The organism is Sphaerisporangium melleum (genome assembly GCF_014646695.1).
Classification (GTDB): domain Bacteria; phylum Actinomycetota; class Actinomycetes; order Streptosporangiales; family Streptosporangiaceae; genus Sphaerisporangium; species Sphaerisporangium melleum.
This window is the reverse complement of sequence record NZ_BMNT01000061.1, coordinates 23,906-37,730: the sequence shown is the minus strand read 5'-3', so window position 1 is coordinate 37,730 and position 13,825 is coordinate 23,906. Positions and strand designations below refer to the sequence as shown.

The following is a 13,825-nucleotide window of genomic DNA, read 5'->3' as shown; positions in this document are numbered from 1 at the left end:
ACCGCACAAATGATCATCACGAACGGGCCGTACGCCTGCGTGGCCAGCGTGGTCGCCCACACCGACGCCAGCGCCATGATCGCCCCGACCGACAGGTCGATGCCCCCGCCGATGATGACGAAGGTCATCCCGACGGTGATGACACCGATCGTGGAGGCCAGCGCCAGGATGCTGACCAGGTTGGACGAGGTCGCGAAGTTCTCCGGCACGGTGACCAGCCCGATCACCGCCAGCAGCGCCAGCGCCACCACCAGCCCGATATGGCGGGCCTGGCCGACCCGGCCGAGCAGGCCGGGGCCGGCGGACCCGTTCGGCGCGGCCGCCCGGGCCTGCGTCTCCACGCGGGTGTGCTCGTCCGCCGGCGGCGGGACGTCCTGCGAGACGCCGCCCGCGGTCTGCTCTGTGCCGTCCGAGGCGCCGGCGTCCCGCGGGACGCCGCCGTCGGTGGCGTGCGCGTCCGTCACAGCGCACTCCCTTCCATGATCATGTCCAGGACGCGCGGCTCGTCGAGGTCGCGGGCGTCCGACTCGTGGATGACCTTGCCTTCGCGCAGCACCAGGACCCGGTCGGCGAGGCCGAGCACCTCCGGGACCTCGCTGGAGACCAGCAGCACGCCGACGCCCTCGTCCGCCAGCCGCCGGATCACGGCGTACAGCTCCGCCCGCGCCCCGACGTCGACCCCGCGGGTCGGCTCGTCGAGCAGCAGCAGCTTGCGGTCCTCGACCAGCCAGCGGGCCAGCACGGCCTTCTGCTGGTTGCCGCCCGAGAGCGTCCGCACCGGGCGGGCGGGGTCGGGCGGCCGGATGTCGACGGCCTTGACCAGGCGCGCGGCCTCGGCGCTTTCGTCCTTGCGGTTCATCCAGCCGAACCAGGAGTACTTGCTCAGCCCGGCGATGGTGATGTTGCGCGCGACGGTCTCGTTCATCAGCAGGGCCTGCGACTTGCGCTCCTCGGGGGCCAGGCCCATGCCGAGCCGCACGGCCCGCCTGGTGCTGCCCGGCCGGACCGGCCGCCCGGCGAGCACCACCCGGCCGGCGGCGGGCCGGCGCGCGCCGTAGACCGTCTCCACGATCTCCGACCGGCCCGAGCCGACCAGGCCGGCCAGCCCGACGATCTCCCCCTCCCGGACGGCGAACGAGACGTCGGCGAAGCCGCCGGGCAGGGTCAGGCCCTCGACCCGCAGCACCTCCGGACGCCCGTCGTGTGTCCCGGGCGCGGGGCGCGGCGGGAAGACGTACTCGACGTCCCTGCCGGTCATCAGCGACACGACGGTGGAGGTCGGCGTCTCGCGGGCCGGGAGCCCGACGGCGGCGGTCCTGCCGTCCTTGAGCACGGTGACCCGGTCGCCGATCTCGCGGATCTCCTCCAGCCGGTGCGAGATGTAGACGACCGCCACCCCCTGGGCGGTCAGGTCCCTGATGACGCGGAACAGGTTGGTGACCTCGTCGTGCGCGAGGGCCGCCGACGGCTCGTCCATCACGATCAGCCGCGCCTGGTGGGACAGGGCGCGCGCCATGCTGACGATCTGCTTGCCCGCCGCCGGGAGCCGTCCGACCTCGGTGGTGGGGCGCATCTCGCCGTGCCCGAGCCGGGCGAGCAGCGCGGCGGCGGCGCGGTTCATGTCCCGCCTGCGGGTGAAGCCGTACGCGGCCTGCTCGTGGCCGAGGAAGACGTTCTCGGCGACCGACAGGCCGTCCACCAGGTCGAGCTCCTGGTAGATGGTCGAGATGCCGGACCTGATGGCCGCCATCGGCCCGGAGAAGCTCACCGGCTCGCCGCCGAAGGTCACGGTGCCCTCGTCCGGGCGGTGCGCGCCGGCGAGGATTTTGATCAGCGTCGATTTCCCCGCGCCGTTCTGCCCGAGCAGGCAGTGCACCTCACCCGCCCGGACGTCCAGATCGACGCCGTCCAGGGCGCGCACGCCGGGGAACTGCTTCACGATCCCTCGCATGACCAGCAGGTCGCTCACGGGGGCCTCCGAAGTGGATCAGGTGGGGGGTGGGACGGGGACGGGGGGCCGGTGCGGCGGTGCGCCGGCTCGCGGGGGTCATGCGGCGGAGAAGACGTGGTCGCTGATCAGCCGGGCTCCGCCGATCACCCCTGCGGTGTCGCCTAACTCCGACAGCACGATCGGCAGGTTGCCGGTCGCCAGCGGCAGCGATCTGCGGTACACGACGCTCCTGATCTCCGCGAGCAGCACGTGTCCCAGGCGGGCCACCCCGCCGGCGATGATCACCAGGCCGGGGTTGAAGAAGCTGACCAGTCCGGCCAGCACCTGACCCACGTGCCGGCCGCCGTCCCGGATGAGCTGGAGCGCGGCCGGGTCGCCCATGGTCGCCGCGACGGCCACGTCCTGTGCGGTCGGCCGCATCCCGAGCGCGATGCGCTCGGCCAGGTACGGCGAGCGGGGGGCGATGCGGACGGCCTCCCTGGCGAGCGCCGCGCCGCTGAAGTACGCCTCAAGGCAGCCGGTGTTGCCGCAGGTGCAGACCGGCCCCTGGTCGTCGACGCGCATGTGCCCGATGTCGCCCGCGCTGCCCGACACGCCGCGGTAGATCTTGCCGTCGATCACGATGCCGCAGCCGACGCCGGTGCCGATCTTGATGAGCAGGAAGTCGTCCACCTGCCTGGCCAGCCCTGCGTGCAGCTCGCCGAGCGCCATGAGGTTCACGTCGTTGTCCACCATCGCGGGGCAACCGAGCTCCTGGCTGACGGCCTCCTTGACCGGGTAGCGGTCCCAGCCGGGCATGATCGGCGGCGCGAACGGCACGCCCTCGCGGAAGCTCACCGGGCCGGGCACTCCGATGCCGGCCCCGTGCAGCTGCGTGTACAGCCCCTGCTCGCGGAGCTTGCCCAGCAGGTCCATGGCACGGCCCAGCACCACGGCCGGGCCCTCGCGGACCTCGCTCGGCTCGCTCATGTGGCCGAGGATCTCCAGCTCGCCGTTGGTGACCGCCACGTCGACCGAGGTGGCCCCGATGTCGATGCAGGCGAACCGGATCTGCGGCGACAGCCGTACCATCCCCGACCGCCGCCCGCCGCGCGAGGCGGCCAGACCGGCCGGCTCGACCAAGCCCGTCTCGATGAGACGGTCCAGCTCGAGGTTGAGCTTCGAGCGGGACAGGGCGACGTCGTCGCCCAGCTCGGCGCGCGACCGGCCGCCGTCGCGCAGCAGGCGGAGCAGGGTCGCCTGGTGCACGTTGTCCGGCCGTGCGGGCATGCGTTTCACAGCACCTCCGATGTGGAGTGATGTGTCGCCGAAGCTAGACCACTCGCACCATCGGTGAAAAGCACTTTTTGATGACAATCACCAACTTTCGTTGCGATCAGCAAAAGCGAGTGATCCAGCTCACTCCACCCACCGCCGCGAGCGAGAGGGCCGCCGGGAAACGGAACGACCGGCCGTCGCGCGCGACGGCCGGTCGTCGTCCGGCACAGGTAGGGCGCCTCAGAGCATCGCCTTCATGGAGGCGGTGGCCTGCTCGCCGAGCGTGGTCGGCAGGTGCGGCTCCTCGGCGATGATCGCCTCCCAGTTGTCGCGGATCGCCTCGACGGTGAGGTCGTCGGTCCGCCAGCCCGGCCCCTCGGCCACGAAGACGCGGGCGACGCGGCCGGCGCCCACGCTGAAGACATCACCGCTCGTCTCGCAGCTCTCGTGGGCGAGGTAGGCCACCAGCGGGCTCACCCGGTCGGCGGTGAACTTCTCCTCGAACTCGGCGGGCAGCAGGGACTCGGTCATCCGGGTCCAGGCGATGGGCGCGATCGCGTTGGCCTTGATCCCGGCCCGGGCGCCCTCGATGCCGAGGGTCTTGGTCAGGCCCACGAGGCCCATCTTGGCCGTGGAGTAGTTCGCCTGGCCGAAGTTGCCGAACAGACCGGCCGGCGAGGTGGTGTTCACGATGCGGCCGTACCCCTGCTCCTTCATGTGCGGGAAGGCCGCCCGGCTCACCAGGAACGTGCCGCGCACGTGCACGGCGAGCACGGCGTCGAACTCCTCGACGGTCATCTTGCCGAAGGACCTGTCGCGCAGGATGCCCGCGTTGTTCACCACGATGTCCACCCGGCCGAACGCCTCGACCGCGGTGCGGACGATCGCCTCGGCGCCCTCGGGCGTGGCGACGTTGTCGGCGTTGGCCACCGCCGCGCCGCCGTTCTTCGTGATCAGCTCGACGACCTCGGCCGCCGGTCCCGTCGACGCTCCGGAGCCGTCGAGCGCGCCACCGAGGTCGTTGACGACGACCTTGGCACCGCGTTCGGCGAGCAGCAGCGCGTGGGACCGGCCGAGACCGTGCCCGGCGCCGGTGACGACCGCGACCTTTCCGTCGAACCTGAGTTCCGACATGCCGCCTACCCTTCGAGAGATGCACGGACGATCAAGGAGACCCTGGGAGAATAAGATTCTGGAAGGCGGACCCACAATATCCCGCCCCGCCCGCGATGCCCCTCATGTCCGGCGCTCAAACGAGGGCCCGCCGGGGGCGTAGCGCATAGTGATCGGACGGGTCGGATTCTGCTATAGTTCTTGCCCCGTCCAGGCGAGGGTCGGAACCGATCCCCATCTCCGCACGGCCTCGCCCGATCCCCCCGGGCTGGAGGCCACCAATGCCCGCACAGCCGCCCCTCCGCGTGATCCAGTGGGCCACCGGCGCCGTCGGCAGCTATGCGCTGCACAGTGTGATCACCCGGCCCGAGTTCGAGCTGGCCGGCGTCCTGGTGTACGACCCGGACAAGGCCGGGCTGGACGCCGGAGGCCTGGTCGGCTTACCCGAGACGGGCGTGCCGTGCGTGGACGACGTCGACCTGATCATGGCCACCGAGGCCGACTGCGTGCTGCACATGCCCCTGCCCGCCGCCTACTTCGGCGGCCACTACGCCACCGACCTGCGCACGGTGTGCGCGCTGCTGGCCTCCGGCAAGAACGTCATCACGACCACCGGTTTCATCCACCCCAAGGTGTACGGGCCCGCGGTGGTCGGACAGCTGGAGGACGCCTGCCGCGCCGGAGGCACCTCGGTGTACGGCACCGGCATCAACCCCGGCTTCATGAGCGACCTGCTCCCGCTGGCACTCAGCGGGCTCTCGGCCCGGCTCGACCACATCTACGTCCGCGAGTCCTCCGACTACGTGGGGCACCCGTCGCGGCAGATCGTCATGGACCTCATCGGGTTCGGCCGCGTCCCCAGGGACTACGCGCAGACCGTGCGCCCGTTCCGCGCCGTCCAGCGGGCGCTGTTCTCCGAGAGCGTCCAGCTCGTCGCCGAGGCGCTCGGCGTCGAGCTGGACCAGGTGGAGGAGACCGACGACTACGAGCTGGCCACCGAGGAGTTCGAGATCAAGGCCGGGGTCGTCCGGCAGGGCACGGTCTGCGCCTCCCGCTGGATCTTCTCGGGCCTGGTGCGCGGGCGGCCGTTCATGACCGTCGAGTGCGTCCACAAGTCCGACGCCGCCAAGGTGCGCCGGTGGCCCGCGCCGGGGTTCGCCATCCACATCGAGGGCCGTCCGCAGTTCACGCTCACCATCGACGAGCTCTCCCACGGCCTCGCCGGGGCCGCCGCGCACGCCGTCAACGCGATCCCCGCCGTGTGCGCCGCGCCCGCCGGCGTCCGCACCCTCCTGGACCTCCCGCTCATCACCGGCCGCGGCGCCATCCGCCTCTCCTGACCACCTCGGGCGTCACGGCTTCTTCAGGTGCTCCACGATGCCGGCGAGCCGGGCTCGCTGGACGGCGGCGGCGGCGCGGGCCAGTTCGACCGTCCTGCCGTCCTTGCCCTCCCTACCGGCCTTCTCAGCGAGGCGTACGCCGTAGTCGGTGTGCCGGGCGAACGCGGTCAGCCACAGCCGGTCGAACTCCGCGCCGGAACGCTTCTTGAGCAGCAGGAGCTGGGCGGGGCTCAGCATGCCCTCCATCTGGTGGAGCGGCGGCTTGTCCGCGTCGGGCACCGAGAACTCCCATGCCGTGAGCGAGGCGGCCAGCGGACCGACCCGCGCGGGATCATCGCGCAGGACGTCCGCGGCCAGGCTCAGCACGAACGGGTCGCGGCCGCGTCCCGGGGCGAGCCGTGCCATCGTGACCCCCTGCCGGTAGTGCAGGATCATCTCCCGGGAGAACAGCACGTCCACCAGGTTGTACGGCAGCTTCGCCACGTCCTCGTAGCCGGCCGCCGCCACGACCGCGTCCTCGCCCGGCGCCGCAGCGCACCCGGTGAGCGCCGGCCCGCCCAGCACCGCCAGTGCGACGGCGACACCGATCGCCCGAACGCATCGGAGACTGCCCATCGACACACACCCACCTCGCCCTGCGACGGCCGTTCGGCGCCCGGAGCGGCGGCTGCGCCGCGCCCGGTTCACGGGGAGATACGGGCGGCCGCCGGGAAGCGTTCAGCCGCTCGGCCGGAGCCGGTGGCAGGACTGGGAGGCCGATCGGGAGGTGACCTCACCCGGGAAACGACCGCTCGCGCACGGCCTCCCGCCCGGTCAGGAGTGGTCCGGGCCGGCGGTGGAGTACCAGAGGTCGGGCTCGCCGGGGCCCGTGCCCGGCACGCGGCGGACGCGGCCCCGTGCCGACAGGTAGACCAGGTGGGCGAGGGTCTCGTTGGTCGCCGCCCTGCGCATGAACGCCTCGATCTTCTCCCAGGGCCGCGACCAGGTGAGCCCGGTGGTGATCTCCCAGCAGGTCGCGCCGCCCCCGGCCGCCACCACCGACTCGATCTCCGCGAGCCGCCGGCCGTGGTGGGCCGTCACGTAGTCCACCCGGTCGGCCAGCTCCAGGAAGCGGTACTCGTGCGCGGGCAGCACCTCGTCCACGTCCAGGTCGCGCACCGCCGCCAGGGCGCCGAGGTAGTCCGCCAGCGGGTCGGGGGACGACTGCGGGTGCACGGCCACGATCGGGGTGATGCGCGCCAGCACGTGGTCGCCGGAGAACAGCAGCCGCCTGGACGGGGAGACGAAGCACAGGTGGCCGGGCGAGTGGCCGGGGGTCCAGACGGCTCGCAGGTCCCACCCCGGCAGGCCGAGGTCCTGGCCGTCCTCGATCAGGCGGTCGGGCGCGGCCATGGTGACGTAGTGCCTGATCATCTTGGACGCGCCGCTCAGCTCGTCCAGGCTGAGCGGCGGCACCCCGCCGCGGGCGAGCTGGGCGCGTTCCCGCTCGACGAGCGCGTCGATCCTGGTCTCCTCGTAGCGCTCGGTCAGCAGGGCGGCGTCCGCCGGGTGCAGGCCGATCCACGCGCCGGACGCCTCGCGCACCCGTCCGGCCAGGCCGTAGTGGTCGGGGTGGATGTGCGTCACCAGCACCGCGCGCACGTCGGCCATCGCGTACCCGGCCTTCGCCAGCCCGGCCTCCAGTGCCTGGTAGGCCTCGCCGGTGTTCCAGCCCGCGTCCACGATGGCCACCCCGCCGGGCACCTCCAGCGCGTACACCAGGACGTACCTGAGCGGGTTGATCGGGATCGGCACCGGGATGGACCACAACCCGGGACGGACCTGCTCGACCTCCGGCAGGTCGCCGCGCAGCCACGCGGCTCGCTGCTCCTCGACCGCCGGGGTCACCCGCCTGCCGCGCTCCTCCTCCCCCGCCGCGGCCCGCCGGGTCGCGGCCACGGCCGGTCCGGCCCCCTGCTCGCTCATGCGCAACGCCCTTCGCTCGCCCACCCGCGCGCCGCGGGCCCCGCAGGGCCCGTGACGCCGACGCCTCGATTGTGCACCCGGCACCGAATGTTGTTCTACGCGGTCCGGGTGCGAGATCGGACCATCTGGGGACCACGGGAACGGCCCGGATCCAGGACGGCCGGGAACCCGGGGCGGTCAGGGAGCGGCGGACGCGGGCCGGCTCAGCCGCCTGCCGCCTGCTCCACGGCCGGCACCGGCCGGTCCGCCGGGACGGCGGTGGCCGCCGGGCGGGCGGCCGGGAGACGGAGGTAGAGCGGAGCGGACAGCAGCAGGACGCCGGCCGCGACCCACCATGAGGCGGCCGTGCCCGCACGCGCGGCCAGCAGCCCGAGGGCCAGGGAGCCGGCCATGCCGCCGAGCTGGAGCTGCAACGAGTCCACCGACATCATCGTCGCGCGCCGCGCGGAGGAGACCCGCTGGTGCAGCATCTCGGCGCGCACGATCTCGGCCACCGTGACCGTCGCGAACATCACGACGTACGCCGCGCCCGCCGCCACGATGCCCGCCACCCCGCTGAACGCGACCGAGACCGCGAGGAACGCGAACGCCGCGGCGCCGGCCACCGTGCCCACGACCGCCGCCGCGACCGGCCCGCGCAGCAGCCGCGCCGCCTGCGGGGCCAGCCAGGCCCCGAGCCCGCTGGCCCCGTAGCCGGCCGCCGCGACCACGGCGTAGACGAAGCCACCGGACTCGGGCGCGCCGCTCAGCGCGGCGAGCCGTCCCGGAGTGAGCATCTCGATGGCGTTGAGCCCGATGCCGAGGACGAACGCCATGAACAGCAGGCGGCGCAGCCCCGCGTACGCCACCGCCAGCCGCAGCCCGGAGCCGATGGCCTCCGGCACGCCGCGCAGCACCGTCCCGGCCGAGGGGCGCGGGCGTGGCGGCTCGGGCATGGCGAAGAGCACCACCACGAACAGCACGGCCGCCGCCCCGGCCGCTGCGATCATGGACACGGCCAGCCCGCCGGGCACGACCAGCGGCAGGAAGCCGCCCACGAGCGTCCCCGCGCACAGCGACGCCGACGCCATGCCCTCCCCCTTGCCGAGGCCCGGCTTGAGGTCGGCCTCCGGGCCCTCCGCGGCGTGCACGGCGTCGACGTACCACGCCTGGGCCGGCCCGCTGACCAGCGCCCGGGCCACCCCCTTGAGCACCGCGACCACGACAAAGGCCCAAAAAGAGTGGGCCACCGCCATCAGGCTCAGCGCCAGCACGCTGAACAGCGCCGACGCCGCGAGCACCACCCGGCGTCCGACCACGTCGGCCAGACCGCCGGTGGGCAGTTCGAGGAGCACGACCACGGCCGAGAAGATCGCCGTGACGACGCCCACCTGCGCCAGGTCCAGGCCGCGCGAGGTCATCAGCAGCACCGAGGAGGCGACCATCAGGCCGGGCGGCAGCCAGGTCAGGAAGCTGACCAGCACGTACCGCCGCAGCGCCTCCCGCGGCGACAGCGCCCGGAACCCGCCATCGTGCCCCTCACCAGGAGCGGCGCTCTCGGACGCACACTGACCGGTCGTGCTCGCGTGGGCCTCAGCGGCATCGCCTAAGACGGGCGCTCCGACGGGGTCGCCGGAGGCCGGTGGTTCGGAGTCGCGGGAGGCGGTCACAGGTCGTACCCCCTGATCGGGAAGGCGGCGAGGTGCAGCATCACCCGCTCGGCGGCGGGATCGGCCGCGTCTACGGCCTCCATCTCGCGGATCAGCTCCTGGACGCGGGCGTACAGGGCGGTGATGGACGCGGGCGTGAGCCGGGCCAGGTGGTCGGACATGCCGGCCGCCTCGATCCACTCCGGCCCCCACGAGTCGCGGTCCCGCTCGAACGACCGGCGATTGGCGAGCAGCACCTCCGTCTGCCGGTCGCGCATGAACCCGGCCACCTCCCGGCCCTCGGACGTGCCGCCGAGCTCCAGCTCGCTCCAGGCGGTGTACTGGTGGACCGCCCGCCAGCGGCGCTCGCGCGCGTCCCGCTGCTCGGGGTCCTCCTCGACGAAGCCGTACCGCGCGAGCTGCCGCAGGTGATAGCTGGTCGAACCGGAGCTTTCGCCGAGTTTGGCGGCCAGCTCGGTGGCCGTGGCGGGCCCGTCGACGCGGAGCGCGCCGAGCAGCCGCACGCGCAGCGGGTGGGCCACGGCCTTCATCACCCGCGGGTCTCGTACGTGGTAGGTGTCCGCGCTCTCCGGCCATTCCTGCATATCGCAAAGGTAGCTCTGCAAAGCTCTATTTGCAAAGCTTTCTTTGGTGAATCCCTCACCCGCTCACCCGCGGCGGGCGGCTGAAACTTTCAGCGCGCTCCGGTGGCCGCGCGCAGGCCCGGACCAGCGCCGGAAGGCAGGCGGCGGGCAATCCGCACACCTAGGGCGACCGGCGGGCCCCGCTCGCGCGCCGCGCGCGGCTTCCGGGGCGGCCACAGGTGCGCGATCGGTCCATTGACGGTCTGGTCACGCGTTGGAAACATCGCGGGGACCGCCGCCTTGGGAGCGCTCCCATGACAGTGCCCCCCGGCCGGCCCGATCCTTCGCACCTTGACACCCTGGGGAAATCGCGTGATCAGACCATCCCGGCGGTTGGCGGCCTCACTGGCCGTCACCGCGGCGGCCACGCTGGCCGCGTCCGCCCTCACCACCCCGGCCGCGCGCGCGTCCGGCACCACCGCCCCACCCGCCCGGGCCCTGGCCGCGGCCGAGGAGGGCCCGGAGCAGATCCGCAACGGCACGTTCGACAGCGGCAGTGAGCCCTGGTGGCACACCGACAACATCACCTTCGACACCACCGGCGGCCGGCTGTGCGCCGACATCCCCGGTGACACGGTCAACCCGTGGGACGTCATCATCGGCCAGAACGACATCCCGCTGGTCCAGGGTGAGATCTACTCCTTCGGCTTCTCCGCCTCGGCGAATCCGGCCAAGACCGCGCGGGCGCTGGTGCAGATGCCGGTCGACCCGTACACGGCGTACGTCGCGATCAACCCGCAGATGACAGCGGACGGCGACACCTACTCCAGCACCTTCACCTCGCCGGTGGACCTGGACAACGGGCAGGTCGTCTTCCAGCTCGGCGGCAGCGCGACGCCCTGGCGGTTCTGCATGGACGACGTCAGCCTCAAGGGCGGCGCCGACCCCGAGGTGTACGTACCGGACACCGGGCCGCGGGTGCGGGTGAACCAGGTGGCCTACCTGCCCAAGGGCCCGAAGAACGCCACCGTGGTGACCGAGTCCACGACGGCGCTGCCCTGGAAGCTCAAGAACTCCTCCGGCACGGTCGTCGCCTCCGGCACCTCCACGCCGCGCGGGGTGGACGGCAGCTCGGGGCAGAACGTCCACTCCATCGACTTCGGCTCCTACACCAAGGCCGGGACCGGCTACACGCTCACCGCCGACGGCGAGACCAGCCGGCCGTTCGACATCGGCGGCACGGCCTATCAGACGCTGCGCACTGACGCGCTGAAGTTCTACTACACCCAGCGCAGCGGCACCCCGATCAGAGACGACCTGCGCCCCGGCTACGGCAGGCCGGCCGGGCACGTCGGAGTCGCGCCGAACCAGGGCGACACGCAGGTGCCCTGCCAGCCGGGCGTCTGCGACTACACCCAGGACGTCTCCGGCGGCTGGTACGACGCGGGCGACCACGGCAAGTACGTCGTCAACGGCGGCATCTCGGTCGCCCAGCTCATGAGCGAGTTCGAGCGCACCAAGAACGCCCCGACCGCGAGCGCGCTGGGCGACAGCACGCTCACCCTGCCCGAGAGCGGCAACGGCGTCCCCGACATCCTCGACGAGGCCCGCTGGGAGCAGGAGTTCCTGCTGAAGATGCAGGTGCCGGACGGCAAGCCGTACGCGGGCATGGCGCACCACAAGATCCACGACCAGAACTGGACCGGTCTGCCGCTGCTGCCGCACCTCGACCCGCAGAAGCGCGAACTGCACCCGGTCTCCACCGCCGCGACGCTGAACCTGGCCGCGACCGCCGCGCAGGCGGCCCGCGTGTTCGCCCCCTACGACGCCGCGTTCGCCGCGAAGAACCTCACCGCCGCGCGCAAGGCGTGGGCCGCGGCCAAGGCCAACCCCGACCGGCTGGCCTCCCCCTCCGACGGCACCGGCGGCGGCACCTACGACGACGCCAACGTCAGCGACGAGTTCTACTGGGCCGCCGCCGAGCTGTACATCACCACCGGCGAGAAGGAGTTCAAGGACTTCGTGCTGAACTCGCCGCACCACACCGCCGACATCTGGGACGAGCGCGGCTTCTCCTGGCAGCTGCTGCCCCAGCTCGGCCGCATCGACCTCGCGACCGTGCCGAACGCGCTGCCCGGCCGCGACCAGGTGCGCCGGTCGGTGGTCCAGGGCGCCGACAAGTACCTGGCCACGCTGACCGCCCACCCGTACGGCGTGCCGTACAACCCGTCCACCTATGACTGGGGCTCCAACAGCCAGGTGCTGAACAACATGGTGGTCATGGCCGCGGCCTACGACATCACCGGCACCCGCAAGTACCGCGACGGCGTGCTGCAGGGCGTCGACTACATCCTCGGCCGCAACGCGCTGAACATGTCCTACGTCACCGGGTACGGCGAGGTGAACTCGCACAACCAGCACAGCCGGTGGTACTCCCACCAGCTCGACGCCTCGCTGCCGAACCCGCCCAAGGGCACCCTGGCCGGCGGTGCGAACTCCGGCATCCAGGACCCGGTGGCGCAGGCCAAGCTGCAGGGCTGCAAGCCGCAGTTCTGCTACATCGACGACATCGAGTCCTGGTCCACCAACGAGCTGACGATCAACTGGAACTCGCCGCTGTCGTGGATTTCGGCGTTCATCGCCGACCAGGGCGACGGCACCGTCAAGGACCCCGGCAAGTGCCAGGTCACCTACACCACGCACGGCGAGTGGCCGGGCGGGTTCACCACGCAGGTGACCATCAAGAACACCGGCACCACGACGGTCGACGGCTGGACGCTGAAGTGGGCCTTCCTCGGCGGCCAGCAGGCCTACCAGCCCTGGAACGCCACCCTCACCCAGGCCGGCGCGACGGTCCAGGCCAAGAACCAGTCCTTCAACTCCAAGATCAAGCCCGGTCAGTCCATCACCTTCGGGTTCATGGGCTCGAGCACGGGGGGCGCCAACCCGAACCCCGACCTGATCACCCTCAACGGCTCCGCCTGCTCCTCCTGACCTACGGCCCTCGGGCAACAGGGATCACGCCGGGCCGCCGCCTCTCGGGGCGGCGGCCCGGCGCCGTACCCGGATAAAGTGTCCGGCATGATCGAAGCCATCTGGGTGGACGACGCCGTCACCGAGCTGCGCCCGGACTTCCACGTCCTGGCCATCGGCGCGTACGGGCTGCGCAACGGGCCGTCCGACGAGCGCTCGCGCGCCTGGCTGGCCGGGGCTGCGGCGGCCGGGGTGGGCCCCGATCACGAGAACGTCCTCGCCTGGCAGGACGCCTACCGCGCCTTCGGCGCCAAGCCCCAGCGCACCCGGCCCTCGGTGGACGCCCTGGTGCGCCGCCTGCCGCCCCCTGAGATCAACCTGGTCGTGGACGCCTACAACGCGATCAGCATCCGCCACGTGCTGCCGATCGGCGGGGAGGACCTCGCGCACTACGAGGGCACGGCCCGGCTGGTGCGCGCGAGCGGCGAGGAGCCCTTCGACGCCATGGAGAAGGGCGAGACCGTCATCGACCACCCCGAGATCGGCGAGGTGGTCTGGCGGGACGACCGCGGGGTCACCTGCCGCAGGTGGAACTGGCGCCAGTGCGTGCGCACGCGCATCACCGAGAGCACCACCGACGCGCTGTTCCTGCTGGAGCGGCTGGCTCCGATGTCGCTCACGGAGCTGTCGGCCGCGGGCGAGGAGCTGAGCGCTCTGCTGCGCGAGATCAGCCCCGGGGTCCGCGTCGAGTCGCGCCTGGTCTCCCCGTCCTGAGGACCTCATGCGCTGTAGTCCGCTGTAATTCGTCTCACTCTTCGCGGCCCGGCGCCCGTCGCCTGCCGGCTCCCGCGCACGCCGCCCGGGGCTCCGGCCGGGCCCGCCGTCGCTCGCCGTGGCCGCCGCCGGGTGGCCTCCCGCGGCCGGATGAGGCAGGCTGGTAGCGAGGACGGGAGAACACCGGGCCCCGGAGGTAAGCATGGCCTCACCCCCCGGACTGACTAGGCGAGCGTGACC

10 protein-coding genes and 1 pseudogene are annotated in these 13,825 nt (G+C 72.4%); 3 read left to right on the top strand and 8 right to left on the bottom strand.

Going from position 1 to position 13,825, the window contains the following annotated elements; genetic code table 11:
* From IEY93_RS38965 to IEY93_RS34895, 4 genes and pseudogenes are all read right to left on the bottom strand, one after another.
* Positions 1 to 464, bottom strand: a pseudogene (locus IEY93_RS38965) (hypothetical protein); the annotation flags it as partial.
* Positions 461 to 1,969 (bottom strand): sugar ABC transporter ATP-binding protein, encoded by a 1,509-nt coding sequence (locus IEY93_RS34905; protein ID WP_229691726.1) that lies wholly within the window; start codon positions 1,967 to 1,969, stop codon positions 461 to 463. The gene IEY93_RS34905 and the pseudogene IEY93_RS38965, both read right to left, overlap by 4 nt.
* A gap of 78 nt (positions 1,970 to 2,047) precedes the next feature.
* Positions 2,048 to 3,220, bottom strand: coding sequence for an ROK family transcriptional regulator (locus tag IEY93_RS34900; protein WP_189167451.1), 1,173 nt, complete (start codon positions 3,218 to 3,220; stop codon positions 2,048 to 2,050).
* Between the two features lie 228 nt (positions 3,221 to 3,448).
* Positions 3,449 to 4,342, bottom strand: coding sequence for an SDR family oxidoreductase (locus IEY93_RS34895; RefSeq protein ID WP_189167450.1), 894 nt, complete (start codon positions 4,340 to 4,342; stop codon positions 3,449 to 3,451).
* Positions 4,343 to 4,602: 260 nt separating this feature from the next.
* Here IEY93_RS34895 and IEY93_RS34890 point away from each other — a divergent pair, with 260 nt between their 5' ends.
* Positions 4,603 to 5,661: an NAD(P)H-dependent amine dehydrogenase family protein gene (locus IEY93_RS34890; protein WP_189167449.1), complete on the top strand. Its 1,059-nt coding sequence runs from the start codon at positions 4,603 to 4,605 to the stop codon at positions 5,659 to 5,661.
* A 12-nt stretch (positions 5,662 to 5,673) separates the two neighbouring features.
* On the opposite strand, the gene IEY93_RS34885 is transcribed toward IEY93_RS34890, so the two are convergent.
* The 4 genes from IEY93_RS34885 to IEY93_RS34870 all read right to left on the bottom strand — a co-directional run bounded on the left by IEY93_RS34885 (position 5,674) and on the right by IEY93_RS34870 (position 9,859).
* Complete coding sequence (locus IEY93_RS34885; RefSeq protein ID WP_189167448.1) at positions 5,674 to 6,276, bottom strand: DUF305 domain-containing protein; 603 nt, start codon at positions 6,274 to 6,276, stop codon at positions 5,674 to 5,676.
* Positions 6,277 to 6,474: 198 nt separating this feature from the next.
* Entirely contained in the window at positions 6,475 to 7,626 is a 1,152-nt protein-coding gene (locus IEY93_RS34880) for an MBL fold metallo-hydrolase (RefSeq protein WP_189167447.1), read from the bottom strand.
* Positions 7,627 to 7,829: 203 nt separating this feature from the next.
* Complete coding sequence (locus IEY93_RS34875) at positions 7,830 to 9,275, bottom strand: MFS transporter (protein ID WP_189167446.1); 1,446 nt, start codon at positions 9,273 to 9,275, stop codon at positions 7,830 to 7,832.
* Entirely contained in the window at positions 9,272 to 9,859 is a 588-nt protein-coding gene (locus tag IEY93_RS34870) for a winged helix-turn-helix domain-containing protein (RefSeq protein ID WP_189167445.1), read from the bottom strand. Before IEY93_RS34870 ends, IEY93_RS34875 begins: the two co-directional genes overlap by 4 nt.
* A 351-nt stretch (positions 9,860 to 10,210) precedes the next feature.
* On the opposite strand from IEY93_RS34870, the gene IEY93_RS34865 reads away from it, so the two are divergent.
* Both IEY93_RS34865 and IEY93_RS34860 read left to right on the top strand, forming a co-directional pair.
* Complete coding sequence (locus IEY93_RS34865) at positions 10,211 to 12,832, top strand: glycoside hydrolase family 9 protein (RefSeq protein WP_189167444.1); 2,622 nt, start codon at positions 10,211 to 10,213, stop codon at positions 12,830 to 12,832.
* An 87-nt stretch (positions 12,833 to 12,919) separates the two neighbouring features.
* Complete coding sequence (locus tag IEY93_RS34860; RefSeq protein ID WP_189167443.1) at positions 12,920 to 13,585, top strand: B3/B4 domain-containing protein; 666 nt, start codon at positions 12,920 to 12,922, stop codon at positions 13,583 to 13,585.
* Positions 13,586 to 13,825: the final 240 nt, after the last annotated feature.